Source organism: Lentilactobacillus sp. TOM.63 (genome assembly GCF_030361045.1).
In the GTDB taxonomy this organism is placed as follows: Bacteria; Bacillota; Bacilli; order Lactobacillales; family Lactobacillaceae; genus Lentilactobacillus; species Lentilactobacillus dabitei.
In genome coordinates this window covers 1-26300 of the sequence record NZ_JAUCAP010000038.1, presented here as the reverse complement: position 1 = coordinate 26300, position 26300 = coordinate 1, and the positions used below count along the sequence as shown (strand labels likewise).

Here is a 26300-nt window from a genome sequence, read left to right as displayed (position 1 = left end):
ATTAACCACCAGTCTGCAAATGGTCGTTTTAGCGTTTTTAGCACTATTACTTAAGAGATTTTAGACAGCTTCTTAGCTACTGGTGTTTTATCGGGTATGATCACTATCCCAATTGGTTGTTTCGTGGGTGGTTTGATCATGGGGATGCCAATTGTTGCCGTTCTTAAAAACTTGGTACCAATCATTTTATTTGCTGTTTTGATTGCACTTGGTTTGTGGTTCAAACCGGAAGCGATGATAAAAGGGTTCTCGGTCTTTGGACAGGCAATTGTTGTGATTGGAACATTTGGGTTAGCACTTGGTGCGGTTCAATCAATGGTTGGTGTGAAGCTCATCCCAGGGGTTGGTTCCGTTCGAGGTGGTATTCAAGTTGTTGGTAGTATTGCATTGACTTTAGCTGGTGCATTTACGCTGGTGTATGTCATTACCAAGTTGTTTAATAAGCCATTGATCAAGATGGGGAAGGCAATGGGAATGAATGAGACCGCAGCTGCCGGTTTAGTTGCAACTCTTGCAAACAATATTCCAATGTTCGAAATGATGAAAGATATGGACGATCGAGGGAAAATTATTAACGTTGCATTTGCTGTTTCTGCAGCTTTCGTCTTTGGGGATCATCTTGGATTCACTGCCGGGGTTGCCAAAGATATGATTTTCCCAATGATCGTGTCGAAACTAGTTGCCGGAATTACAGCCATTGGTGTTGCAATGTTTATGGCTAATCGGGTTCTCGGTAAACAAGATAAAGAAAAGAGTGTGACAGCCGATGAACATTGATCGAAAACAAATTGAAGCCCTGGTTCAGCAAATTGTTTTGGAAAAATTGAGTTCAAAAAAGAAAGTTACTGCTGATGGCCTGATTACAATAGATTTGCCAGAATGGAATGTCGATGAAAGCGATCGAATGGATACTGGTAATCCTAATGATCAAGTTTACACGAAAGATTTCTTTGATCTAAAAGAAAGCCCAAGGTTAGGGGCTGGGCTTATGATGATGAAAGAAAGTACCTTTGATTGGACGCTTAATTACGATGAAGTTGATTATGTCATTTCAGGAGAATTGAGCGTGATTGGTAGAAATGGAACGGCAACTGCCGGCGCTGGGCAAATGATTCTTATTCCCAAAGGTAGCCAGATTAAATTTTCTGCACCAAAAGAATCAAGATTTATCTATATCACATATCCTGCAGACTGGGAAAACCAAAAGTAATTGAGTTTACAGGTTAGTGCTAAGAAAGCTCTAATTTAGAGAGTACGCTGAAGCTTCAGGTGAGGGAATACATTGGAAAATACTGATATACGGGATCAAAGTCATAAGCCTGAACGGATGATTCAAGAATATGTTCCAGGTAAGCAGATTACATTGGCTCATATCATTGCAAATCCCGATAAAGATATTTTTGAAAAATTAGGCTTAAGTGAACAGCATACGGCATTGGGTATCTTGACAATTACTCCTAGTGAAGCTTCGATTATAGCAAGTGATATTGCGACCAAGGCCGGAAGCGTAAAGCTTGGATTTATCGATCGCTTTAGTGGCTCTGTAGTGGTATATGGTGAAGTATCTGAAGTTGATGCCGCACTTCATCAAGTTGTGTCGAAATTACGGAGCATCCTTGATTTTTCGGTTTCTGGAATAACCCGAACTTGAGATACCTTTGGATATAGGTATTAACGCATAATCCCAAATTGGCAGTATGTAAAGAAGGTAGGTGAGTAAGATGTATATGGGGAAAGTAATTGGCAGTATTGTTTCAACTCAAAAGAATGAATCATTGGTTGGCCGTAAACTGATGATCGTCCAGGAAGTAGATTACACAGGCTCTCCACGACAACGTCAAGAGGTTGCTGCAGATACTGTCGGTGCAGGTATCGGGGAATATGTGCTATACGTTCGTGGTGCAGGTGCACGAAATAGTCAAGATAATTTGGATCCTCATGAAGATGTTATGGATGCTGCGATTGTTGGGATTATTGACAGTTTTGATATGTAATGATTTTTTAAGGAGACATCGATCGTATGAAGAAACCAATTTTCATTGGGGCAGTTGGTTGCGGTAAGACAACCCTTTGCCAACGATTATTAGGGAGCGCCCTCTCTTATAAAAAGACGCAAGCCATTGAATTTTACCGTGGCAATCAAGTTATTGACACCCCTGGGGAATTCTTGGAGCATAGGGAGAGATACAGCGCGTTGACAATAACGGCGGTAGATGCTGATGTCGTTGTATTGTTGCAAAGTGCAGCGGATCATCGACAGACTTTCTCACCAAATTTTGGAAGTATGTTTCCTAAACCTAAAATTGGGATTGTGACTAAATTAGATGCTGCTACCAGTCAGCATGATATCGATTGGGCGTCAAATCAACTTATTTCTGCAGGTGCTGAAAAAGTATTTTATGTTTCAGCAAAGTGTAATGATGGGGTTGAATTGGTAAGCCGATTTTTGAAGATTGCACAATAGGTCATTATTCTTTTGAGGGGGTAATCAAGATCAACGAGAGACTCATAAATCTATCTCAAGCTATCAATGTGAGAGATCTTGGTGGCTATATTACCTCTAATGGTAAGCATACCAAGTGGAATAAATTAATTCGTGCGGGAGAGATGGCTGATCTTTCTTCAGATGACAAAAACATCTTACTCAATTATGGTGTTAATTGTGTAATCGATTTGAGATCAGACGCTGAAATTTTGAAATCTCCAGACGCTTTGCCATCTGAAATTGAATATGTTCAAATACCGTTATTTAATGATGATGAGACTGAAAGCTCGGAAGTAATCAATCAGATGAATCGTCTTTATTCACGTGATCCTCATAGTGGGCATATTCGGATGATGGAGGTTTATCGAAAGCTTGCGATTGGCAAGCAACCGCAAGGGGCTTATCAAAAGTTCTTTCAATTATTACTGAATAGTGGGGAAAGACAAAATATCCTCTTTCATTGTTCAGCTGGAAAGGATAGGACGGGGATTATTGCTGCATTAATTCTTGGTGCCCTCGGAGTTGATGAGTGGATCACTAAACAGGATTATCTTTTAACAAATAAGCTGATTTTTTCGAGAGTTCAAAGGAGAATTGAATATGCAATTGCAGCAAATATGAATGCTCAGTTCATTACATCATTGTTTTCCTTGTCAACGGTATCGTTGGATTATTTTGATGCTGCTTTTGCAATTATCAATTATACCTTTGGTGGCGTCCAGCAATATTTGAAGGATTGGGTGGGCCTAACAGCCGACGATATAACAAAGTTACAGCAAATATATCTGGAGTTTTGATTGGAGATGTGCTTATCTTGAAGAAAGTTGGTCTGTTGGTTGGTAGCCTGCGACAGGGATCATATTCAAAGCAGTTGGCAAAAAACATTGCGTTGTTATTTCCTGTAGAAGTTATTCCAAAGGTAATCGGTATTAATGATCTTCCGTTGTTCAACGAGGATTTAGAGAGTAAAGAAGTTAATTCATGGAACCGATTTAGGGAGCAGGTCAACGATGTCGATGGATTAGTGTTTGTAACCCCTGAATATAATAGATCTGTTCCGGGATGCTTGAAGAATGCCTTGGATATTGGATCCAGGTCAGAAAAGAAGATTTTTGCTGGGAAACCGGCGATTGTGGTTTCCTGCTCTGTTGGTAAAATGGGAGGGTTTGGTGCGAGTCAGCATCTCAAACAAATTGTCCTATCACTCGGAATGGAACTTGTTCAACCTGCCGAAATCTATCTTGGATCTGTTCAAACTCTATTTAATGACAGCGGTTTCCTAAATAACGATTTTGTAAATAATTTGCTAAATAATGCTGTTACAGGACTTTTGAAATTGATAAATCCAGATTCAGTGTTTGGATCATGTGAAATTTCGATTCAAGATGAACAATTGAACAAGATTCAAAAGTTTGATTTTCAAAATGATCGACTGGTTGCCCTGAATAAGGATGAAGAAACCATCTGTGAAGCTCGCTATCAGATTACCGGTTGCGTTCTAACTATAAACAGAATTAGTACCTATCCCAGTTTTGTTGGAAAAGGCAATGCGTCTAAAGTTCTTTTGAAACTAGTAATGCTGGCAACGTTATTTGACCTTGTAATTGAGCCAAATTGCTCATTTGTTCAAAGCTTCTTCGCAGATTATGCAGAACTAAAAGCGTTGACTATTTAGGTTGATTTTTCAGTAATCGATTTTGATGAAATATAATATTTTAAACTTTAAGGTTGATATTCAAGTATCAATCTTTTTTGTTTTGAATACGTTATTATTAATTGATGTCCTGGCAACCAAATGATTGAAACCTTTGGTTAGAACGAATCTTCAAAATTCCTAATCCAAAGTTAATATAAAAAAGCCAGCTAAATTGCGATATCGTCTCACAATTCTGCCGGCCTTTTAAAATTATTTAATTGAAATTAATTATTACTGTGTGCTTCCATATTCTTAGCATCTGATTTTGCCATTCGAGATCGCAAGGTTTCTTCGATATCTTCGAGAGAACGGTTTCTGGTTTCGAAGACTTTCTTTTGAACGAACCAGATTGAAGCGAAGCAGAGAACGGCGTACCCAATAAACAGGCTTCCGGTACCAAAGAAGTCAAGCAATGGTGGGAAAGTTAATGAAACAATCATATTGGCACTCCAGTTGATCACGCTTGAGAAGGAGTTACCCAGCCCACGAATGTTTAGTGGGAAGACTTCACCGATCATGACCCACATTACAGGCCCCCAAGTTGCGGAGAAGAACGCAATGTAGATGGTAAGGGCAATAACACAGATCACGCCGGCGGTCAGACTTTGACCGGAGAACTTCATGGCAAAACTCATAACCAATAGAGAGACGCCCATTCCCATGGCACCGATGTTTAACATCTTTCGGCGATCGATTTTATCCATAATTGCCACGGCGATAGCGGTTACAATTACGTTAAAAATTCCAATCCCGATATGGGCAATCAAAGCGGCGGATACACCAAAGCCAACGTCGGTAAAAATAGTTGGGGCATAGTAAAGCACGGTGTTACAGCCCATGACTTGTTGGAAGATGGCTAAACCAACCCCAATCACGAGGGAAGGACGAACTAATTTACCAAATAATTCTTTCCAGCCGCCACTCTTGATGGCTGCCTGTTCCTTAATGTCAGAAAGTTCGCTATCCACGACACCAGGGTTCTTTTTATTCATGATCTTAAGAATCTGTTTTGCTTCTTCGGGCTTGTTTGCCTTAACCAGAAAACGGGGGCTTTCCGGCAAGATCAAGGCGCCAAAGAATAGCAACGCTGCTGGAACGGCGGCAAATCCTAACATCCAACGCCAGCCTGTGTAGAAACCGGATAGCCCGTAGTTAGTAACGTAAGCCAGGAAGATTCCAGTCATAACCATCAACTGAAACAAACTAGACATTGAGCCTCGTTTATCGGCAGGTGATAGTTCTGCCAGATAGGTTGGAATCAAGGCAGAGGCGGCCCCAACGGCCATCCCCAAGATAATTCGCGATAGAATCAGTGTCCAGAATTCTGGTGAAAAAGCGGAGCCAATTGCCCCAACAAAGAAGATAATAGCTGATAACAAAACGAGCTTTCGACGACCAAACCGATCAGACATTGGTCCAATCACGGCAGCTCCCAGGATCGCGCCAAGTAACACGGCACTAACGACCCAGCCCTGCTGCCATGAATCTAGATGGAGTTGCCTTTCAATAAAGAGGATCGCCCCGGAAATAACTCCGGTATCGTATCCAAATAGTAGTCCACCTAAAGCGCCAAAGAAGTAGACAAATCCGGCTGATACTTTATGAATCTTAACTTGTGGCTTTGAAGAATTTTCCATATTTTGCACCTCTTAAAAAGATAAGTGAGCTAAGTAAAGCGGTTAGAAGTCGGAGTGTAAGTCTCCACCGAGGGAAATTCCCGGTTCTGGAATTTTTCTCGGTGGTGCTTACATGCAGACTTCTGCTTTGCGGAGCTGTCCTAAGAATAGTGAGCAGAGCAAAGCGGTTAGAAGTCGGAGCGTAAGTCTCCTCAAACGGAAATTCCGGGTTTGGGAATTTTTGGTTGAGGTGCTTACGTGCAGACTTCTGCTTTGCGGAGCTGTCCTAGAAATAAGTGAGCTAAGTAAAGCGGTTAGAAACTGGAGCCTAAGTCTCCTTCTGTAGAAATCCCCGTCTCTGGGATTTTTGCAGAAGGTGCTTAGGTGGAAGTTTCTGCTTTACGGAGCTGTCCTAAAAATAGTGAGCTGAACAAAGCGGTTAGGTTTTGAGCAGCTGTCCTAATTCACTGCCACCGAGAGGCCATTCTTGTAACCAACAATTGGTTGATTATTAACGTTCGAAAGGTCTCTTGGCTTTAAACTATTGACACTGGGAAACAAACAATGTAAGTTGATTGAGATAGTTGGTTTGTTGAATGAACTTTCCAACGAAAGAAATACTAGCACATTTATTTTTGAAAAGCAACCGCTTACATTTTAGACTAATTTTCAGCGGGATAAATGACTTATACTTTTGATAACATCATTGTTGCCAAACTTGGTATATTGGTTGTAGAGTATAGAGTTAGTGAAGAGTGCAATTTTAGTAAACGTCAATGGGAAGGAATAAAGTCAATGGTAAATGCAACGGGGAGGGAGCTATTTCACAAGCAAAACCTGGATTTGGTTCTCCAACAAATTTTTAATAATAAAAATATTTCACGAATCGATATTTCGCGAACGTTGAATTTAAATAAGTCAACGGTTTCGGCCCTTTATAATGAGTTGGATGAAAAAGGCATCCTGAAAGAGGTCGGTTCGGGTGAATCTACCAGCGCCGGTGGCCGCAAGCCGGTGCTGGTTAAAATTAATGAGCGCTATGGCTACACGATGAACTTTGACCTAGGGTTTCGTCACCTTCACGTGATGGGCAATTATGTTAATGGTGAAGTTTTTTACTACCAGCGAATTGAGGTTGGTGGCCGCAATATTCATCAAATTGTGGACATAATCGACCAGCAACTGGCGGCCTCGTTTCAAAATGATCAAACTAAGCACGGCCTGCTTGGAATTGGGTTCTCAATTCACGGGATTGTGCAGGATAATCAAATTTTGAATTCACCGTTCATTGATATGGATGGAGTGGATTTAGTTGACCGGTATTCAACCAAGTTTGATATTCCCGTTATTTTGGAAAATGAAGCGAACCTTTCAGGCATCTACGAGCGGGATTTCAACGATGGCCGCGATAAGGATAATATTGTGGCCATTAGTATTCATAAAGGAATCGGTGCCGGAATTGTCCTCAATAAGCAGTTGTATCGTGGCTTTAATGGTGAAGCGGGTGAAATTGGCCGCTCGTTGATGTTTACCGAAAATTTCACGGATAATAAGAATGATAAAGTGGAAGATTTTTGTTCTGAGGATGCCATTATTGATCAGGTGGAAGCTCAAACAAAGCGGCAACATCTTACCAGAGAAGATTTGGTTAAGATGAATCAGGCCGGTGATCAGATTGTTCAAAAAGAATTGGTTCACTTTACGTATGCCATTTCTCGGGTCATCTACAACGTGGCTATTAGCTTTGCCCCCGAGGAGCTGTATATCAATTCGCCACTCATTGAAGCGATCCCATCACTCTTTGATGATGTGGTTGCCAACACTCAGAAATTGGGGATGAAGATTCCAATTCGGTTAATCGTGCATTCAGGTTACGCGACCTTGTTGGGTTGCTGCTCGTTGGTGACCCATCGGGTGTTGAATATGGACGACTATGATTTGGCATTTGAATTGAAAGAGTAGTGAGCGACCATCGAGTCGGAACGACTCTCAAAACTTGTACGTTATAAGTAACAAGCCAAAATAGCCACCAACCGGGCACATGTCGCTTGGTTGGTGGCTATTTTGTTATATTTGGAGGAGAATCAGATAATCAATTTACTGTTCCGCATTTGCCGTAACCAAGCTGCGTTGATGCAGGTAGGTCACGCCACCGAAGACGACGGTCCAGATGATTGCGCCGATCGCACCGATGATATCTTGTGGGATGAAGAACAACGTGATAAAGATAATGCCAAAGAAGGCAATGGTGAGTGGGCTGGTGACTGAGTACCAAGGCATTTTGAAGCCATCTGGCAAGAAGTCGGTCGACTCACGATACTTTCTGTGAGCGATCATGGCAAGCGCATAAACGATGATGTACATGTCGTTAGATGAGCCGGCAACAATCGTGAAGACGGAAGCAGTGGCACTGGTTAAGCTCATGATCGGGGTGATCAATAAGAAGAGTGCTGAGACAATGATTGCGGCAGCGGGAACGCCGTTTTTGGAAATCTTGGCAATGTGTTGGTGCATCCAGCTGTCTTCCGGATTTTCTTGAGCAATTTGATACATGTGGCGTCCCGCTGAGAAGATGAAACTATTCAGCGATGATGAAGCTGACGTCAACACAACAAAGTTAATGATAGCAGCGGCTGCAGGGAAACCGGCTAATTTGAATACTTGAACAAATGGGCTGCTGGCTGCGTTGAGGTGGGTCCAAGGAATAATCCCCATGATGACAATTAAAGCGCCAAAGTAGAAGATCAAGATTTTCAGTAAGGTTTCATTAACGGCTTTCTTGATAATCTTGTGAGGGGTTTCGGCTTCACCGATGGTAATGCTGACAAATTCGATTCCTTGAAAGGCAAAGAAAACCATTGGAAAGGCGGAAATAAATCCTAAGCCACCATGAGGGAACATTGTGAAGTTATGAAAAATGTTTTGAATGGATGCATGACCAAGTGGGGTGACTGAATGACTGAACATCATGAACGTCCCAGTAGCGATCAAGGCAAGAATGGCAATAATCTTAATTAAAGCGAACCAAAATTCCGCCTCGCCAAACACTTTGGCGGCGATTAGGTTAACTGACGCTAGGGTTCCCAAGAAGGCTAATTGAATAATCCACGATGGGATGTTGGGGAACCAGAATTGAATGTAAGTAGAAATGGCTGTGATTTCAGCCATGGCACAAAATGAAAGCCCCAGCCAGTAAGTCCAGCCTGTGAAGTGACCAACTGTTGGCCCCAAATAGCGGGTAATAAAGGCAACAAATGTATGTTGTGAGGGATCGGAATAAAGCATTTCACCGATGGCTCGCATCATTAAGAAGAAAAAGATCCCTAACACTAAGTAAACTAATAAAATAGAGGGCCCAGTCTTGCTGATGGTGGTTCCGGATCCAAGAAACAACCCGGTACCAATTGTGCCACCAATCGCAATCATTTGAACGTTGCGATTGCTTAAGGACCGCATCGTGCCATCTGCATTTTCAGTAATCTGAGATTTTTCCATGAGCTAACTTCCTTCCAAAAATTTAAATAATAGCTTAAATTAGAGAATCTCTAATCAAATTGGCATTATCCTACCACAGATGACCATTGTGGTGGCATTTTCGGGAGAAAGTTTTAACATCATTTTGTAATTCTAAAATATTTTTAATGAAAATAAGGCAAATCTGGCGCTCTGCCTATGAAAATGAAAAAGTTTTTTCAGAGTGTGGAACCAAGCGATAGAAGTCGGAACATAAGTCACCGGTAACGGAAATCCCGGGTTTGGATTTTTGTTAGCGGTGCTTATGAGCAGACTTCTGCTTGGAGGAACACATTTTAGATCAGTGGAACCAAGCGATAGAAGTCGGAACATAAGTCACCGGTAACGGAAATCCCGAGTTTTGGGGCCCTGTTAGCGGTGCTTATGCTCCGATTTCTGCTACTTATCTTCTGGTAGTTTTAACGGTCGGGGACCAATGTTGGTCGTAAAGGCCACGTTCGTATGGGTATTTCCGAACTCCTTTAATGACGCGTTAAATTCATTCAGTTCAGTCATCGTCTTGTAAAAGACTTTAAGTTGAACGGCGGCGTCCCCAGTGATGTAGTTACACTCGACGACATTAGGAACTTTTGAAATAAAGTCAACAAACTTTGGCATTTGCTTGTAGCTGACATCCAGCCGGACGAATGCTTTGATGAGGTAACCTAATTTTTCGTAATTGACGTTAGCGGTGTAGCCATTAATAAATCCATGGTTTTCCAAGTTCTGTAGTCGAACGGAAGCCGATGGTGCAGAAATGAAACAGCGTTCCGCGATACTTTTAACCGAAGCGCGGCCGTCTTCTTGTATAATATTGAGAATTTTGCGATCTAATTTATCCATCTAATCGGGCTCCCTTTGTAAACCAAATGATTAAACTACATTATATCATCACCAAATTGGGTTTGCTGATCTAAGCATTTCAGCGAATTATGTCAAAAAATCAGTGAAAGGGCTTGCAAATAAATTCTAATGTTGTAGAATATAGTTTGTAAGTTGGTTGTGCAAACAAACTAATTAAAAATTGGAGGACTTCTAAATGAGTTATTGGAATGTCGATAAAATCAAGTACGTTGGTACCGGAGAAAAAAAGTCAGGATTAGGGTTCCAGTATTACAATCCAGATGAAGTTGTTGGTGGTAAGAAAATGCGTGACTGGTTACGCTTTGCCGTAGCATACTGGCACACATTTGATCAACGACTAGTCGATCCATTTGGCGACGGAACTGCGCTTCGCCCATATGACAAGTATACGGATCCAATGGACCAAGCATTGGCAAAAGTGGATGCTGCCTTTGAATTCTACGACAAATTAGGCGTTGACTTCCTTTGCTTCCATGATCGTGACTTAGCTCCTGAAGGTGACACCCTTCGTGAAACTAACAAGAACTTGGACAAAGTGGTTGATAAGATTGTTGAGAACCAAAAGACTTCCGGAATGAAAGTTCTTTGGAATACTTCAAACTTGTTCACGAACCCTCGATTTGTTGAAGGTGCCGGTACTTCTCCATACGCAGACATCTTTGCCTACTCAGCTGCTCAATTAAAGCACAGCCTTGAAATTGGTAAGCGAGTTGGATCTGAAAACTACGTATTCTGGGGCGGTCGTGAAGGTTACGAATCACTGTGGAACACTGACATGAAGCGTGAGCAAGAGCATGCTGCCAAATTATTCCACATGGCTAAGGATTATGCCAACGAAATTGGCTTCGACGCTCAGATGTTGCTCGAACCAAAGCCAAAGGAACCAACCACTCATCAATATGACTTTGATGCCGCAACTACCATTGCGTTCATGAAGGAATATGGCTTGGACAAAGACTTCAAGTTGAACTTGGAAGGCAACCACGCTAACTTGGCTGGCCACACTTACCAACACGAAATCCGTGTTGCCAGAGAAGCTGGTTTGCTTGGTTCCCTTGATGCAAACCAAGGTGACAAGTTAATTGGCTGGGATATTGATGAATACCCATCAAACCTTTACGAGACAACCGCTGCAATGACTGAAGTTGTTGAAAATGGCAGCATCGGCCCTCGCGGTGGCTTGAACTTTGACGCTAAGCCACGTCGTTCATCATTTGAACCAGAAGACCTCTTCTATGGCCACATTGTTGGAATGGATAGCTTTGCCGCTGGTTTGCGGGTAGCGGTTGCCATGAAGAGTGATGGCGTTCTTGATAACATTGTTAAGAACCGTTACAGCTCATTTGATTCCGGAATTGGTGCCGACATCGAAAGTGGCAAGGCAAGCATGGCTGACCTTGAAAACTACTCATTAGATAAGACTCAAAAAGAATTGCGTGACGCAACGCATTCCGATCATTTGGAAGAGATTAAAGATACGATTAATCATTATATTATTCAGACACTAAAGTAGAGAGTGAGCGGAGCAAAGCATTTAACAATCGGAGTGTAAGTCTCCTCTCTCGGAAATTCCTGGTTTGGGAATTTTTGAGAGAGGTGCTTACACGCAGATTGTTGCTTTGCGGAGCTGTCCTAAAACGCAAGTGCGGAACCAAGCGGTTAGAGATCGGAGCATAAGTCTCCATTACCAGAAATTCCTGGGCTTGGAATTTCTGGTAATGGTGCTTATGTGCAGATCTCTGCTTGGTGGAGCACGTTTCCACTGTATAACGGAAACCGGATGCAAACACACAGCTGTCCTAACCCATAAAGCATCGGACAAGCACTCAGCATTTGAGTCATTCTACTTTTCAGCAATATAATGGTTGAACACAACGTATAATGGGAATGGAATTAATTTTCCATTCCCATTTTTAGATGAAGGAGGAACACATATGACCGACTGCGTATTAGGAGTGGATCTCGGCACGAGTGCCGTTAAGGTCTCGGCTGTCACCCAATCCGGGGAGATTATCGCCCAAGAAGGGATGGATTTCCCACTTAATCAACCCAAGCCAGGCTATGCGGAACAAAACCCCAACGACTGGGTGAACGCAACGACTGTGGCGATTGTAAAATTGATTTTAAATGATTCACTGAAACCAGAACAAATTAAAGGGATCAGTTATTCCGGTCAAATGCATGGACTGGTCTTATTAGATGAAGATAATAAGGTCTTGCGGCCAGCCACGCTCTGGAATGACACCCGTTCAACTAAACAACGCGAAGAAATTATGGCTAAGATGGGTGACCGCTTTGTTCAAATTACCCATAATCAGCCACTTGAAGGCTTTACGCTGCCAAAACTCCTTTGGGTGAAGGAAAATCAACCAGAAATCTTTGCCAAAGCGAAGACCATGTTACTGCCCAAGGATTACCTGCGATTTAGAATGACCGGCAAGTTGGCGATCGATTATTCGGACGCAACTGGGACGGTCATGCTGGATGTGGACAAACAGGCCTGGAGCCAAGAAATCTTAGACGCCTTCGATATCCCAGCTAGTCTCTGCCCACCGTTGGTTCGTTCCATTGATAACACAGGTAATATTGACGAATGGTATTCAATGTATTCCGGCCTATTGACCGATACCGTCACGTTTGGTGGTGGCGCAGATAACGCCTGTGGAGCCGTAGGTGCTGGAATTGATAGCCCATCTAAGGTACTTTCAAGTATTGGTACTTCTGGGGTAATTTTGAAATATGAACCCCAAAAGGAAACCAACTATGATGGCGTCTTGCAGTATGAAGACCATGCAATTCCGGATGCCTACTACTCAATGGGTGTCACTTTGGCAGCCGGTTTTTCACTCAGCTGGTTCAAAAAGACATTTGCGGAAAAAGAAGACTTTACTGAAGTCGTAGACAGTGCCGCCAAATCAACAGTTGGTGCCAATGGATTATTGTTTGCCCCATACATTGTGGGTGAGCGGGCCCCTTATGCCGATGCTGATGTTCGAGGCAGTTTTATCGGGATTGACGGTATTCACAAACGCTATGACTTTGTTCGGGCCGTCTTGGAAGGGATCATCTTCTCATTCAGGGATATCTTGGACATCTATGAAAAAGAGGGCGCCAAGTTTGACACCGTGGTTTCCATCGGTGGTGGAGCCAAGAGCCCATTGTGGCAACAAATTCAAGCTAATATTTTCAATACCAAAGTGGTTTCCCTGCAAAATGAACAGGGACCAGGCTTGGGAGCCGCAATGCTGGCTGCCGTTGGTCTCGGCTGGTTTGAAAATATGCAGGAATGTACTAAAGTTTTTGTGAAGTTTAAGGATGTATTCCTGCCAGAAGAAGACGACGTTGCGAAGTATCAGAAATTGCATGACATTTATAAGCAGATTTATCCAAGTACCAAGCAGATTACCCATGAGTTAGTCGCTTATCGTCGGAAGAATGAAGAAAAGTAAGCCATTAGGTTGATAATAAAAAAGAACCGCTTCCTATTCAGGAAAACGGTTCTTTTTGCATCGTTATTGAAATTATCTGTAAACCATCCCACCATCAACCAGAATTGTTTGACCGGTAATGTAGTCTGAATCCGGGGATGCTAAGAATGAAACGAGGTTGGCAACATCTGATGGGACTTCATAACGGCCTAATGAAATATCAGCCGTGTATTGGGCAAATGCGTCGCCTGGTTTGAGGGATGGATCGTTCCTAACCATCTCGGCGTCAATCCGATCCCACATCTTAGTTTTAGCAACGCCGGGTGCATAAGCATTGACATTAATCTTGTATTTAGCGAGCTCTTTTGAGGCTGTTTGAGTAAATGAACGAACCACGTGCTTGGTAGCAGAATAAGTGCCTAACATTGGATAGGATTCGTGGCCGGCAATACTAGAGGCGCTGATAATTTTACCGCCACCACCTTGTTTGATGAACTGGTCGGCGGCTGCCTGGGTACCAAAGAGCATTCCGAAGGCGTTAATTGAGAACAGTCGTTGAAGTTCATTTTCGTCAATCTCAAGTAATGGCTTAACCGCTTCTACCCCAGCATTATTAACGAATACGTCCAAGCGGCCAAAGGTATCAACCGCATGTTTTACCAAGGCGAATTGGTCATCTCGTTTGGAGACGTCTCCAGAAAAACTGGTTACCTCAATTCCTTTATCCTTAAATTCTTTTTCAGTTTCAGCTAATAAATCCTTATTAATGTCGTGAAGTACAATTGCAAACCCATCTTTTGCCAGTCGTTCAGCGATGCCTTTCCCCAAACCACCTGCTGAACCAGTAATAACTGCAACTTTTTCTGCCATGATTAATTCCTCCCCAAAACAAGTGAGCGGATCCAAGCGGTTAGAGATCGGAGTGTAAGTCACCACAAGTAAAAAGCCAGAATCCACTGAATTCACATGGACAATCACACGTTGATCCCCGCCTGAAAAAAGCCGTCCTAATAGGTAACTAAAGCATTTGAATACAGTTACATAATACCTCGCTTGTGAATTGATTGCACACAATTACGTTTTAATTTTTGGTCGAGCTGATTAATTATTTTTTCTGTTAGCTGAGCAACTTTCTTAACCAGTTGGAAAGGATTTCAAAGTAAGTTCATCGCCGGCAACAAGTTGCTACCTACAATGATAATCGCTATAATGAACTGCATATGCAAAAATTCGATTTTAGTAAGGATCTTGAAATATGACAAAAAATAAACGGCCTCAATGGCAAAAAAACATGTGGGCCTTGTGGTTTGGCAACTTTGCAACTGGTGCCGGCGCGAGCATGTCGATGCCGTTTCTACCATTATTTATCAATGAAATGGGTAACTTTCCCAAATGGCAACTGACCCTTTACGCTGGGCTGGCTTTTTCCAGTGTGTTTCTTAGTCAGGCAATCGTGTCACCCTTGTGGGGCAGTTTGGCCGATCGAACAGGGAGAAAGCCGATGTTACTGCGGGCATCGATTGGAATGACGATCAGTGCCACGTTGACTGGGCTCTCAACGAATGTGTGGATGCTGATTGCCATTCGTCTTATCCAAGGAACGTTTTCTGGTTATATCAATAATGCGTATGCACTCGTTGCTAGTGAAGTCCCCCGTGAACAAAGTGGCCGGACGATGGGGGCATTAACGACTGGAAACGTTGGTGGTCAACTCATCGGGCCAATCATTGGCGGCTATCTCTCAGGCATCTTCGGTTATCGGCTACCCTTTTATATGTTTGGCTTCATGATGTTTTTAGCGTCACTTTCAACGTGGCTATTTGTGAAAGAAGATTTCAAGCCGACAAAGAAGTCTGCAAAAACTGGGATTAAAGATGCGTTTGTGGGTATTGAGCATAAACGCGTCGTAGTTGCCATGATTATTTCTTCTATGTTAATTATGGCGGCAACAACCTCGATTAATCCAATTATCAGTTTGTTTGTCAAAGAATTGATGCACAACCACGGTAACATTGCGTTTGCCAGTGGGATTATCGCCGCATTGCCTGGGATTGCCACGTTTTTTACAGCGCCGTCTCTAGGCCGACTCGGGGATCACGTTGGTCCTGAAAAAATTTTACTAGCTGGTTTAATTTTTTCAGCGGTCGTCTTTTTCCCTATGTTCTTTGTAACAACTGTGCTAATGTTGGGAATTTTACGCTTCTTGATTGGCATTGCTAACGCGGCATTGTTGCCAATTACTCAAACGGTCATGACCTTGGAAGCCCCGGCTAGATCAGTTAGTCGAATCTTCAGTTATAACCAGTCATTTCAGGCATTAGGCGCGGTTGTTGGCCCAATGTTGGCCTCAGTGGTTGCTGGTGTCTTGGATTACCGGTACGTGTTCTTGATGACGACAATCTTAGTCCTGATTAACTTGGGCGTTGTGATTTACGCCTATAAAAAGGATAAAGTAAAGGTTACTTCGATCGCTGACTAAGAATCGGTTTAGTTGCTAACTCACCCGGGGGTTACGCAATAGACCGATCCTTTTTTGTTGCGAATTCATTACAGCAATAAGACTTTATGATTAACTTCAGGCATAACTTTTCCACCCCAATCGGGATCGTGGTAACATTTAAATAGCGTCAAGTATTCTGGACGTGAAAATATGTGGGGAGTTGAACTTATGAATTTAGGATTAAAAAGATCATTATATTTTGGGTTGACAGCTGTTTCAATGTTAGCTGCGTCAGGTTTGGCCACAACGAATGCAAGTGCCAAATCATATGCAAAAGTGACATCAAACGAAACAATGACAAGTGCGCCGGCAACTCGCAACGTTACGACTAATGGATCAAATGCTTTGTATACCAAAGCTGGTACGTTGCGTGGAGCCCGCTTGATTGCTTCCAAGTACACATTGCAGAGCTATGGAAATTCCAAGAGCTCAACTAAATACTTCCGGGCATATCGAGTGGCAACCACTAATAAGGGATCTGTCTACTATAAGGTGGTTTCATTCAACGGAAATTATCGTGGATGGATCTACGGTGGTAAGGCCACTGGTAGTTTTGGTGGTGGTCTCGCAACTGCTAATACCATGACGAATGCGAACATGCCAACAGTTACAACTGGTTACACTTTAAAAGATAATAACAAGAATACGCTTTGGGTTAATCCTAAGTGGTCACAGTATAAAGCTCAGCAAACGAACATGAGTGGGTACAAGACCGGCGATACATTTACAATTACCGGTGCTGCTACCAAGACTCGTGAGGGTTATCTCTATTATCAAGTGACTGACGATAACAACACTGCAATTACTGGCTGGGTCTATGCAGGTGGCTTGAATGCCCCCGTAAATAACAACACGCCAACTTCCAACAACAGCTTAAAGATTAATTATCTTAATGCTCAGGGTCAGTCAGTTGGTAGTTACCAGTGGATTATCCAACCAAGTGATTTAAAGAGTGGTGCTAAATTATTATATGGTGCCAAGCTAGGCGACATCTTGAACACAACTGATTCACTCACTTCAGCCGTTTCCAAGAATGTCCCTGCAGGTTATGTGGTAAGCAAGACCCAACCTAATACAAGCCTTGCTAATCTGACAGTTGGTAGTGATAACTATTCGGTTTATGTTGATGCTGCGAATGCCCAATATACATCACAAGTTACTTATTATTTGACTAACACCAATAGTCAAATTAACGCTGGTCAACTCGTCGGAAACACATATCCGGCATTGTCCGATTCAGAAAAGGTCCTCTTCTCTAGTAACGGCCAGGGCGTGATTGCGACATCACTATTTGATAATCAGTTGTTTACAACTGGTAAGCTTGCTACGTTAAATGGTGTTGGCGGAACAACCTATTACTTTGACAAGAATCGAACACTTACCGAAAATGCTAATGCTCGTTATGGTGACACGTTGAAACTGTACTATATGCAACGACAGTAACAGTTAGGTAATTTTAATAATCTGAGTACAGCGAAGCCAACCTCTATTCTGATGGGGTTGGTTTTTGTTTTCAGAAATTGCAGGCAGAATAAATGACAACATCATTTATCACATGCTAATATGATTATCGGGATAATTTCTGTTTGTAAGTAGTTAATTTTCCCGACTGTTATAACGGCATGACGCAGTGGGGCGCAGGGGATGCTCATGTGACATGGCTGAATCATTACGGGGGATTGACAACTGTCAAGATTAATGTTGTTCAGCTAAAATCAAAACTGCTGTATGCTAAATATTCTCCGAGGCAAGGCCCAAAATGACGATTTCTGGGTCTTTTTTGGTGCGACATTCTCGCGTTTCATTCCTAAAAGCGTCATAATAAAGTTACACATCACAATTAAATGAAAAAGGGGAGACGAACATGTCAATCTTAACTGATACCTACGAATTAAATAACGGAATCACCATTCCTAAAGTTGGCTTTGGCACCTGGCAAATTCCAGGTGGCCAGCAAACGTACGACGCCGTTAGTCTGGCGCTTAAGGCAGGATACCGCCATATTGATACCGCTAAAGCTTACCGCAATGAAAAAAGCGTTGGTGAAGCAATCTTAGATTCCGATGTTGATCGCGAGAACGTTTTTGTGACTTCCAAGTTGCCGGCGGCTACTAAAACATACGATGGCGCAATTGCCGACTTTCGGTCAACCATGAAGGAACTAAACCTTTCATATCTTGACCTGTACCTCATTCATGCGCCGTGGCCATGGAATGAACGTGGCGCCAACTATGATGAAGGGAATGTGGAAGTGTGGAAGGCCATGCAGGATATCTATGCTAGCGGCGATGTTAAGGCAATTGGCGTTTCCAATTTCAATGTGCATGATCTCGAAAATATTTTGCAGGTGGCAGATGTGAAGCCAATGGTTGATCAAATTCGCTATTTTGTGGGGTACACAGAACCCCAGATTACCAAATTTGCCCAGGAGAACGGAATGCTGGTTGAAGCTTATTCACCTTTAGCAACCGGAGGGATTTTGGAGAACGAAGACATCACCCAAATGGCTGACAAATATGGGGTGAGCGTTGCCCAACTAGCGATTAAGTTTGTTCTGCAGAATGGCGTTTTACCACTACCAAAAGCAACTCATCAAGCACATATTGAAAACAATACTAAATTGGATTTTGAAATTAGCCCGGAAGATATGCAGGCACTGAATGCAATGTCTGGAACCGATATGGGTTAACGGTATTAGCATCAACAAATGAATAGGGGAGAATCAATCAATTATGGCAAATGTATTAATTTTAGGTGCAAATGGTCAGATTGCAAAACTAGCTGAGAAGCAATTGTTAAATGAAACAGAACATCATTTGACGTTATTCTTGAGGAATTCTAAACGGCTCTCGATCAGTGATCCGAGTCGTGAAAGGGTGATTGATGGGGATGCCGCTGATGTCAAGGACATTGTGGCAGCCTTAGATGGTATTGACATCGTTTATGCAAACTTGGCTGGTCACAACATTGAGGATGAGGCCAAGTCCGTATTGGCCGCAATGGATCAAACCGGCGTCAAGCGGTTGATTTGGATTTCAACTTTAGGGATTTACGATGAAGTTCCTGGCAACTTTGGTAAATGGAATCATCAGCAGTTAGACGGTGGGTATCTTGAGCCCTATGCTGCTGCCGCAAAGGTTATCGAAAGCTCGGGCTTGGATTACACCATCATCCGGCCGGCCTGGTTGTCAAACGATGATATTGTGAGTTATGAAACAACCCAAAAGGGTGAGCCATTCAAAGGTACCAAGGTGTCGCGTAAGAGTATTGCAGACTTTGTCGTGCATTTGATTAATGATCCAAGCGCTCAGGTTCGCCATTCGGTTGGGGTTAACCAGCCGAATACAGATGGAGATAAGCCGTCGTTTATGTAGTGAGCGAAGTAACCCAGCAAAGTCAATGATGCTTCATTAATTGAATAGCCAAAAATGACCGCAAACTTCAGTTTCCATTAAGAAGTTTGCGGTTTTCTTAAACCCAAGAGGATTTTGAGGGTTAATTTGCGATTTTAAGCTTCGGTTAAGTCAGTTCAATTACTCTAGGGACAATCAAATATGAAAGGACGGGATGCAGAGAACAAACAAAATACCTATATTGAAACAAAGGGGAGATTGAACACGATTAAACTGAAGAAAGTATTATTTACAGCAGGTGCCAGCTTGGTGATGATGGGGACAATCTTCGGATCGGTGATTTCTGCTAACGCAGCGGTCACCTCGACACAACCTCAACAGGCCAAAAAGTTTCGGCCGAGTGTTGAAACTGAAAATCAGCATCTCGATCCTGACCTGATGGCTAAAGTGGATCTCACACCCAACCAAGACAATTCATTAAAGAACGTTGAACCACCAAAAATAGCAACCACTCAGTCGGAAACCTCGGCGGAAACTTTAACCAATAACAGTGGCTTTGAGCACCGACCTGAAAAGCTCACCAATTCATCATATAAGACGGTTGATTCGGGATTGACCGACAATGGCAATGTTAATAGCAGCCAAAGCAGTATCAGATATACCCAATCCAGTTAATTCCAGAGATAACAAGAAAGGTGATGACCAAATAAAAAAATTATTGAGATTCTTTCCGGATTTAAGCTTCAGTTAAGCTCAACTCGATATTATATAGACAATCAAATATGAAGGAAGGCGATAACAACAGCACAACCCAACATGATTTCTAACCCGGCTTCTCCAATAATGATTCACACGAAAGGAAGGATGCACACAGTGCCTACAACAACAAACCGAAAATTATATTTTAAATATGATCGACAAGAAACTTCCAATCATCAAAAGATTATTGTTTGGAGTTGCTACTAAAACCGAAGTGAGTTAACCCGGTCCGTGAGCCGAAACTCGAAATCTATTTTGAAAGAAGGGATGCCCGTGAATCAATAAGCCGATTGGCAACGATACACCCAAATATAATAATTCACCCCTCAAATAATTACTAAGAAACCCCAACGATTTCTTAACTTCATGAATTACCCCTCAATATGAAAAAATCCCTTAAGTCCCTGCGTGTTAGCAGGGGCTTTTTTGTGCTTTTGTAAAATGATTAGGGATTTGAGATGGGGTCTTTGTGAGTGGTCCACTATTTACCATTTCAACAACCCAATTTTCGTAGCATCAGCAAATATTTTTTGTTATTCTTAAGATGGCCAATTGGTTAGGAGTATGGATTGGTGTAGGAAGGAACTTTCGAGTCCAAACTAATGAAAAACAGCTGGATTGGAATTTTCAAATGCCGAGATGACAGGCTTTCTTTAGTGTATTCCCCACGTATGTGGGGGTGATCCTCCAACGATCAAAGCCAATCAAAATCAAGTTCTGTATTCCCCACGTATGTGGGGGTGATCCCAAAGACAGTCAAGATCTTTCTCAAGCAGTTAAGTATTCCCCACGTATGTGGGGGTGATCCCACTTTGCTGATAGGCACTGCGAGCCCAATTTCGTATTCCCCACGTATGTGGGGGTGATCCTGTTGTCAATCCAGTTAATTCGATTGACGGTTTGTATTCCCCACGTATGTGGGGGTGATCCTCAGCGGCCAGACGGATCATCACCTGACCACGAGTATTCCCCACGTATGTGGGGGTGATCCCGATTACGCACGACGACCTTCGCGAGTGTCACGGTATTCCCCACGTATGTGGGGGTGATCCTAATTAACGCTCACTCTCTTAATTGAGGGTGGGGTATTCCCCACGTATGTGGGGGTGATCCTACGGGCAATTCTTCTGTTCATCACTCATCGTCGTATTCCCCACGTATGTGGGGGTGATCCCGGTAAAGAATTTACCAGTGTTGAAATTATTGAGTATTCCCCACGTATGTGGGGGTGATCCTTTTGAAAGCGACCTTAAGAGTATCGACAGAATGTATTCCCCACGTATGTGGGGGTGATCCTTAATAGCAATTCAGTTAAATATCAGACCGCCAGTATTCCCCACGTATGTGGGGGTGATCCTAATTAACGCTCACTCTCTTAATTGAGGGTGGGGTATTCCCCACGTATGTGGGGGTGATCCTGACTTGTTCCAAAGTCATGTTTTTAACGGTAAGTATTCCCCACGTATGTGGGGGTGATCCTAACCACCTTCAATGATGTTAGCCCCGGCAAATGTATTCCCCACGTATGTGGGGGTGATCCTATAAGTTAGTTGCTGACATTTCAAGTTGGCAAGTATTCCCCACGTATGTGGGGGTGATCCTCACCCCAGAAGCTGACTATGAGTTAGCCCCCCAGTATTCCCCACGTATGTGGGGGTGATCCTTTATAACCGCCACAAGACCTACTTTAAGCAATTGCATCAATCACGTGAGGATATTAATCATACTTATTACAAATATTAATCACCAGAGACTGGGAATAGGCATTTTGATTCCGGCCTTTTTCTTTCTTCAATTCGGTTTATGAAGGTAAAACAAAAGCCGCTGATTTAAGCGGCGGAAATGGGTTTGAATTGACAGTTATTGCGGAGGCTGACAGTTCATATTTAAAAAATACCTTATAGCTAGACAACTTTTCCTACTTACCCAGTTCAAACAACTGGGCCATCATGCCCGAGCCATCCGCGTGGAAACTAAATGCTGGCTCGCTGTAAGTTGCCCATTTGTTTAATTCAGTGTCTCGATGTTCCTGATCACAAGTCAACAATTCGTTGCTGGCAGTTTTGGCGGTCTTCTTGTATGAAACGAGGCCGTTGGTGTTGTAGACCAGCATTGCTCCTAGGCCGGTATTGGTTGTAGCAATTCCTGTCGACAAAAGGTAAGCTGGCAATACTGCCATAACTTCGGCGTACCCACTGAGGTTGGCATTGTAAGATTGTCCATTCGGACGGACATGGCTTGTCTTTTGCCATAATTCCTTTGAGCGGACAATTGCTTTTGATTTCAAAGACTTGTTGTGCTTGAACGACTTCAAGCCTTGGGTTGCTCTGTAGGCGTTGATCTGCTTTAGGTACTGCTTCTCAACTCGACGTGCCAATGTCGATTCTTTTATGTACTTCACGGTCAGTGAGGCGGGCATTTGATCGTAGGCATAGTCTTTCTGAAGTTGATAAGGGACGTAGCCTTTTACCTTTTTAACATACCTCTTCGATGAGGTATAACCACCACTTGTAGAATAAGCCAGACCAGATCCAAATGCCGACACACCATTGACCGACCGATGATAAGTGAGTGGTGTGCGAACTTGTTGGCCGGTTGTTGAAACATAATTAACGGTCATCGCTTTAATAGTCTGTGCGTTCGCCACCGAAGCCGAAGCACATAAGAATCCCAACGCCAGCCCCAATGAGGTTAGTACCTTACATATTAATTTCATATTAAGTCCCCCAAAAGAAAGAATGAATAAATGATCACAAACAGTATTTAATTTCATTATAGCAAATCCTGCCGGTCCCGTTCTAATAAATTTGAGAGTGCCTCCCGAATTTTAAGGATGCTAATATTCTCGGGATGTTGATAATAATTGGCAGGAAATCAAGCTGTCTATCGTGCAAAAACGTGATCGTCATTTTCTGACAGGGGTGTTAAATTCATAAAAATTAGAGATTTATTTGAAAATAATCATTTAAAATTAAGAGACAAGTAGCAAAAATTACTTCTATAAATTACCAAGAATAAAGACGTTGAGTTCAAACAATCAAATATAATTAACGGTTGACAGATAATTCGGAACGGATTATGGTGGTTACATTAAATATTAATGAGAAAAAATAAAGTGTTGACGAAGAAAGTAGTGCATGAAGACGTTGGGTAGCGAACCTGGATGAGTGAAAGCAGGGACAACAATTTGTGGACGAAAATCACTTTTGAGCTATGGACTGAACTAAGTAGGTAACCATCGGTACGCAACCGTTATAAATGCGGCAAATTGCAATTCCAGCAATTTGGGATTGCCGTTTGTGTGAGGCTTTTTTAGCAAACAAAGGTGGTACAGTGCGTTGAGCGCCCTTTCAGAGATTCATTTCTCTTAGAGGGCGCTTTTTTTCTTGTCAAGATCAAAGGAGATGGCAGTTAGATGCATGAAGATAGTCGGATTTTAACGTTGGCTAATGGATTTCACTTATTCACAAGAACAGTTGGTGAAGGGGACGTGAAGCTGCTCTGCGTCCATGGCGGGCCGGGTAGTAATCACGAGGAGTTCGAAAACTTTGGTGAACAACTTGCTAAATATGGTGTCCAGGTTTCGATGTACGATCAGTTGGGATCGTTTTATTCCGATCAACCCGATTTTACCAAGCCGGAGAATCAAAAGTATTTGACCCTTGATTATTACTTGTCGGAATTAGAAGAGGTTCGGCAGGAACTTGGTCTGGACAACTTTTACTTGTTGGGTCATTCCTGGGGCGGCTTGTTAGCTCAGGAATATGCCTTGAAATACGGTGACCATCTCAAAGGCGTTGTCGTTATGAGCATGATCGATAACATTGAGGAGTACACGGTTCACATTAATCAGCTTCGCGAAAAAACATTCTCCAAATTTGAAGTTGATTACATGAAAGATGTTGAAGAACACGAGCGGTTTGCTGATCCGAAGTATCAAGAGCTGGTTGCCCAACTTTATAGGATCTATGTTAACCGCCATCCGCAAAGAGCGCCACAGCATTTAGTCGAGACGATGGCAACCCCGGTGTATAACCATTTTCAGGGAAACAACGAATTTGTGATGGTTGGCACCTTGAATGGTTGGGACCGCCGTGCTGATATTCATAACATCACCGTACCAACACTACTAACATTTGGGGATCACGACACCATGCCTTTAGCGACCGCCGAACGAATGCACAAACAGATTCCGCACTCCCGGTTGGTACTTACCCCAGATGGCGGGCATTGTCATAGCATCGACAATCCGACAGCATTTTTCAGCACCCTTGGAGAATTTCTCACGGATGTTGAAACTGGAAACTTTAAAGATTAATGATTCAAAAATTGATGGTTGGAGGGATTACAGATGAGAAAATTATTATTAACTTTGATGGTTGGGGCCTCAACGGTGTTACTAGCCGCTTGTGGCAGCAAAAGTTCCAGTTCCAAACGAAATTCAGTCTCACTCATGCAGACATCGGAACTTCTGTCGCTGGATACATCGGAGCATGCGGACTTCACAACTTGGAATACGTTGGAAAATAGCATGGAAGGCCTCTATCGGGCTAACCAGGAAAATGAACCGGTGCCGGCTTCGGCAACTTCCGTGGTTAAGCCCACGGATCATGGGTTAACCTATACGTTCCATCTTCGTAAAAATGCCAAATGGAGTAATGGTGATCCGTTGACTGCCCAGGATTTTGTGACTGCCTGGCGACGATCGGTATCCCCAACTTCTAGATCCGGATACAATTACATATTCTCTGGAATTAAAAACGCTGACGCGATTACAGCAAATAAAAAGTCACCTAAGACCCTTGGTGCCTATGCTTTAAACAAACATACTTTTCAAGTTAAACTGGAACACCCAATGCCTTATTTCAACAAGATGATGGTGTTGCCAGCCTTCTTCCCCGAGAACCCAACGGCATTAAAGAAATTTAGCTCTAAATACGGCACGCAATCGAAATATATGTATTACAACGGGCCGTTTAAGGTTACCAGCTGGAATGGGACCAATGATAACTGGACGTTAAAGCGCAATAAGTATTATTATGATCAGAAAGCCATCCACTTGAATGAATTGAAATATAGTGTGGTCAAGGATGCCAATACAGCTCATGAACTATTTGACCAAAAAAAGCTGGATGATGCCACGATTACCGGGGTAACCGCCAAGGGCCTTCAGAAGAACAAGGACTTAATTCATGAACGAAAAGCAGGCACCTATTATCTGCGATTGAATTTACGAAAAGGTCGACCACTGACCAATCAAAAGATGCGCCAGGCTCTGAGCCTTGTTTTGAATCGGAAACAATTAACCAAGGATGTTCTTGCAGACGGTTCTGAACCAGCTTACACCTATACATCACGCGATTTAACCAAGGATCCAACAACTGGTAAAGATTTTGCGACAGAAACCAAGCCAGCTGATACCTACGATGTTGCCAAAGCTAAGAAATTGTGGGCAGAGGGGGTTAAGGAATCCGGTCAAAAAGGAATCGTTAAGATGGATGTTGTTGGCGATGACCAAACCATCACGAAGAACGTTGCGCAATTTGTTCAGGCTTCGGTTAAGAAATCATTGCCGGGAGCCGACGTTGCGGTTAAGAGTTTGCCAACGAAGGGTCAACAATCTGCAGAAGCTAACAGAGCCTTCGACATGGAACAGACATTCTGGTTAGCTGATTTTGCTGATCCAATCAGCTTCATGGGAATCTTGCAGAGCAGTAACCCTCAAGACTATGGAAAGTATAAAGACAGTTACTTTGATAAACAATACCAGGAAGCAAGCAGTTTTCATGCTGCGGATCCAAAACAATATTGGCAGAACATGCGCAATCTTCAAGAGCATTTGAATACGACGATGCCAGTTGTCCCATTGTATCAAATGGTTGAAAGTCACTTGGTTAACCCTAATTTGAAAGGCGTTTTGCGTCATCCAGTTGGCGAGGATGATTATACGCGGGCTTATTTGAGTGATTAGATAGTTGGTTGGAGTGAAATTTAAAAGAGAAGTCAGAGCCTGAATTATTCATAGTTCATTAAAAGCCCGTCAGTTTTCGTGTTTTTTCGAAAACTGACGGGTATGTTTTTATCTT

The 26300-nt window shown here is 42.7% G+C and carries 21 protein-coding genes, 1 pseudogene and 1 CRISPR repeat array; of the genes and pseudogenes, 17 read left to right on the top strand and 5 right to left on the bottom strand.

What is annotated here, in order from left to right; translation table 11 throughout:
- Nucleotides 1–69 precede the first annotated feature (69 nt).
- The 7 genes and pseudogenes from eutH to QUF07_RS08535 form a co-directional block, all read left to right on the top strand.
- A pseudogene (eutH, locus tag QUF07_RS08565) lies at nt 70–777 on the top strand (ethanolamine utilization protein EutH); the annotation flags it as partial.
- Nucleotides 767–1210: a EutQ-related cupin domain-containing protein gene (locus tag QUF07_RS08560; protein ID WP_289427194.1), complete on the top strand. Its 444-nt coding sequence runs from the start codon at nt 767–769 to the stop codon at nt 1208–1210. The pseudogene eutH and the gene QUF07_RS08560, both read left to right, overlap by 11 nt.
- A gap of 117 nt (nt 1211–1327) precedes the next feature.
- Complete coding sequence (locus QUF07_RS08555; protein ID WP_217164590.1) at nt 1328–1651, top strand: BMC domain-containing protein; 324 nt, start codon at nt 1328–1330, stop codon at nt 1649–1651.
- A 70-nt stretch (nt 1652–1721) separates the two neighbouring features.
- Nucleotides 1722–1994, top strand: coding sequence for a EutN/CcmL family microcompartment protein (locus tag QUF07_RS08550; protein ID WP_217164592.1), 273 nt, complete (start codon nt 1722–1724; stop codon nt 1992–1994).
- Between the two features lie 26 nt (nt 1995–2020).
- Nucleotides 2021–2464, top strand: a complete 444-nt coding sequence (locus tag QUF07_RS08545) for a EutP/PduV family microcompartment system protein (RefSeq protein WP_217164559.1) — start codon at nt 2021–2023, stop codon at nt 2462–2464.
- Entirely contained in the window at nt 2431–3282 is an 852-nt protein-coding gene (locus tag QUF07_RS08540; RefSeq protein ID WP_353960962.1) for a tyrosine-protein phosphatase, read from the top strand. Before QUF07_RS08545 ends, QUF07_RS08540 begins: the two co-directional genes overlap by 34 nt.
- Nucleotides 3283–3299: 17 nt before the next feature.
- Entirely contained in the window at nt 3300–4160 is an 861-nt protein-coding gene (locus QUF07_RS08535) for an NAD(P)H-dependent oxidoreductase (RefSeq protein WP_217164564.1), read from the top strand.
- 245 nt (nt 4161–4405) lie between these two features.
- On the opposite strand, the gene QUF07_RS08530 is transcribed toward QUF07_RS08535, so the two are convergent.
- The gene (locus QUF07_RS08530) at nt 4406–5788 is read right to left on the bottom strand and encodes a sugar porter family MFS transporter (RefSeq protein ID WP_289427195.1); all 1383 of its coding nucleotides are present in this window, start codon (nt 5786–5788) and stop codon (nt 4406–4408) included.
- An 804-nt stretch (nt 5789–6592) separates the two neighbouring features.
- Between QUF07_RS08530 and QUF07_RS08525 the strand changes: the two genes are divergently transcribed.
- Nucleotides 6593–7759 carry an ROK family transcriptional regulator gene (locus QUF07_RS08525; protein WP_217164567.1) on the top strand — a complete coding sequence of 389 codons (1167 nt, stop codon included), beginning with the start codon at nt 6593–6595 and terminating at the stop codon, nt 7757–7759.
- Between the two features lie 135 nt (nt 7760–7894).
- Here the strand turns inward: QUF07_RS08525 and QUF07_RS08520 are convergent, their stop codons facing one another.
- Together QUF07_RS08520 and QUF07_RS08515 are read right to left on the bottom strand one after the other, a co-directional pair.
- A complete protein-coding gene (locus tag QUF07_RS08520; RefSeq protein ID WP_289427193.1) occupies nt 7895–9292 on the bottom strand; it encodes an amino acid permease in 1398 nt (465 codons plus the stop codon).
- A gap of 417 nt (nt 9293–9709) precedes the next feature.
- Complete coding sequence (locus QUF07_RS08515; protein ID WP_217164573.1) at nt 9710–10153, bottom strand: Lrp/AsnC family transcriptional regulator; 444 nt, start codon at nt 10151–10153, stop codon at nt 9710–9712.
- A 196-nt stretch (nt 10154–10349) separates the two neighbouring features.
- On the opposite strand from QUF07_RS08515, the gene xylA reads away from it, so the two are divergent.
- Together xylA and xylB are read left to right on the top strand one after the other, a co-directional pair.
- Nucleotides 10350–11687, top strand: a complete 1338-nt coding sequence (gene xylA, locus QUF07_RS08510; protein WP_056983447.1) for a xylose isomerase — start codon at nt 10350–10352, stop codon at nt 11685–11687.
- Nucleotides 11688–12108: 421 nt separating this feature from the next.
- Nucleotides 12109–13623: a xylulokinase gene (gene xylB, locus QUF07_RS08505; protein WP_289427192.1), complete on the top strand. Its 1515-nt coding sequence runs from the start codon at nt 12109–12111 to the stop codon at nt 13621–13623.
- A gap of 72 nt (nt 13624–13695) precedes the next feature.
- Here the strand turns inward: xylB and QUF07_RS08500 are convergent, their stop codons facing one another.
- The gene (locus QUF07_RS08500) at nt 13696–14472 is read right to left on the bottom strand and encodes an acetoin reductase (protein WP_217164579.1); all 777 of its coding nucleotides are present in this window, start codon (nt 14470–14472) and stop codon (nt 13696–13698) included.
- A 385-nt stretch (nt 14473–14857) separates the two neighbouring features.
- Here QUF07_RS08500 and QUF07_RS08495 point away from each other — a divergent pair, with 385 nt between their 5' ends.
- The 5 genes from QUF07_RS08495 to QUF07_RS08475 all read left to right on the top strand — a co-directional run bounded on the left by QUF07_RS08495 (nt 14858) and on the right by QUF07_RS08475 (nt 20130).
- The gene (locus tag QUF07_RS08495; protein ID WP_289427191.1) at nt 14858–16081 is read left to right on the top strand and encodes an MFS transporter; all 1224 of its coding nucleotides are present in this window, start codon (nt 14858–14860) and stop codon (nt 16079–16081) included.
- 189 nt (nt 16082–16270) lie between these two features.
- The gene (locus tag QUF07_RS08490) at nt 16271–17545 is read left to right on the top strand and encodes an S-layer protein (RefSeq protein WP_289427190.1); all 1275 of its coding nucleotides are present in this window, start codon (nt 16271–16273) and stop codon (nt 17543–17545) included.
- A gap of 421 nt (nt 17546–17966) precedes the next feature.
- The gene (locus QUF07_RS08485; protein WP_289427189.1) at nt 17967–18791 is read left to right on the top strand and encodes an aldo/keto reductase; all 825 of its coding nucleotides are present in this window, start codon (nt 17967–17969) and stop codon (nt 18789–18791) included.
- Nucleotides 18792–18834: 43 nt separating this feature from the next.
- Nucleotides 18835–19476, top strand: a complete 642-nt coding sequence (locus tag QUF07_RS08480) for an SDR family oxidoreductase (protein ID WP_217164588.1) — start codon at nt 18835–18837, stop codon at nt 19474–19476.
- A gap of 180 nt (nt 19477–19656) precedes the next feature.
- Nucleotides 19657–20130 carry a hypothetical protein gene (locus QUF07_RS08475; protein ID WP_217165495.1) on the top strand — a complete coding sequence of 158 codons (474 nt, stop codon included), beginning with the start codon at nt 19657–19659 and terminating at the stop codon, nt 20128–20130.
- A gap of 742 nt (nt 20131–20872) precedes the next feature.
- Nucleotides 20873–21877: direct repeats of the CRISPR family, unit length 28 nt; unit sequence GTATTCCCCACGTATGTGGGGGTGATCC.
- Nucleotides 21878–22132: 255 nt separating this feature from the next.
- Here the strand turns inward: QUF07_RS08475 and QUF07_RS08470 are convergent.
- Nucleotides 22133–22930 carry a spore germination YkwD domain-containing protein gene (locus tag QUF07_RS08470; RefSeq protein ID WP_289427187.1) on the bottom strand — a complete coding sequence of 266 codons (798 nt, stop codon included), beginning with the start codon at nt 22928–22930 and terminating at the stop codon, nt 22133–22135.
- 699 nt (nt 22931–23629) lie between these two features.
- On the opposite strand from QUF07_RS08470, the gene QUF07_RS08465 reads away from it, so the two are divergent.
- Both QUF07_RS08465 and QUF07_RS08460 read left to right on the top strand, forming a co-directional pair.
- Entirely contained in the window at nt 23630–24532 is a 903-nt protein-coding gene (locus QUF07_RS08465) for a proline iminopeptidase-family hydrolase (protein ID WP_217162709.1), read from the top strand.
- 33 nt (nt 24533–24565) lie between these two features.
- Complete coding sequence (locus tag QUF07_RS08460) at nt 24566–26185, top strand: peptide ABC transporter substrate-binding protein (protein WP_289427185.1); 1620 nt, start codon at nt 24566–24568, stop codon at nt 26183–26185.
- The last annotated feature ends 115 nt before the right edge of the window (nt 26186–26300 follow it).

Coding starts and splice junctions, on each gene's coding strand:
- QUF07_RS08470 (WP_289427187.1), bottom strand. CDS start 22,930: ATGAAATTAATATGTAAGGTACTAACCTCATTGGGGCTGGCGTTGGGA.
- QUF07_RS08520 (WP_289427193.1), bottom strand. CDS start 9,292: ATGGAAAAATCTCAGATTACTGAAAATGCAGATGGCACGATGCGGTCC.
- QUF07_RS08485 (WP_289427189.1), top strand. CDS start 17,967: ATGTCAATCTTAACTGATACCTACGAATTAAATAACGGAATCACCATT.
- QUF07_RS08555 (WP_217164590.1), top strand. CDS start 1,328: ATGATTCAAGAATATGTTCCAGGTAAGCAGATTACATTGGCTCATATC.
- QUF07_RS08460 (WP_289427185.1), top strand. CDS start 24,566: ATGAGAAAATTATTATTAACTTTGATGGTTGGGGCCTCAACGGTGTTA.
- QUF07_RS08490 (WP_289427190.1), top strand. CDS start 16,271: ATGAATTTAGGATTAAAAAGATCATTATATTTTGGGTTGACAGCTGTT.
- QUF07_RS08515 (WP_217164573.1), bottom strand. CDS start 10,153: ATGGATAAATTAGATCGCAAAATTCTCAATATTATACAAGAAGACGGC.
- QUF07_RS08525 (WP_217164567.1), top strand. CDS start 6,593: ATGGTAAATGCAACGGGGAGGGAGCTATTTCACAAGCAAAACCTGGAT.
- QUF07_RS08480 (WP_217164588.1), top strand. CDS start 18,835: ATGGCAAATGTATTAATTTTAGGTGCAAATGGTCAGATTGCAAAACTA.
- xylA (WP_056983447.1), top strand. CDS start 10,350: ATGAGTTATTGGAATGTCGATAAAATCAAGTACGTTGGTACCGGAGAA.
- QUF07_RS08495 (WP_289427191.1), top strand. CDS start 14,858: ATGACAAAAAATAAACGGCCTCAATGGCAAAAAAACATGTGGGCCTTG.
- QUF07_RS08465 (WP_217162709.1), top strand. CDS start 23,630: ATGCATGAAGATAGTCGGATTTTAACGTTGGCTAATGGATTTCACTTA.
- xylB (WP_289427192.1), top strand. CDS start 12,109: ATGACCGACTGCGTATTAGGAGTGGATCTCGGCACGAGTGCCGTTAAG.
- QUF07_RS08475 (WP_217165495.1), top strand. CDS start 19,657: ATGAAAGGACGGGATGCAGAGAACAAACAAAATACCTATATTGAAACA.
- QUF07_RS08500 (WP_217164579.1), bottom strand. CDS start 14,472: ATGGCAGAAAAAGTTGCAGTTATTACTGGTTCAGCAGGTGGTTTGGGG.
- QUF07_RS08560 (WP_289427194.1), top strand. CDS start 767: ATGAACATTGATCGAAAACAAATTGAAGCCCTGGTTCAGCAAATTGTT.
- QUF07_RS08550 (WP_217164592.1), top strand. CDS start 1,722: ATGTATATGGGGAAAGTAATTGGCAGTATTGTTTCAACTCAAAAGAAT.
- QUF07_RS08545 (WP_217164559.1), top strand. CDS start 2,021: ATGAAGAAACCAATTTTCATTGGGGCAGTTGGTTGCGGTAAGACAACC.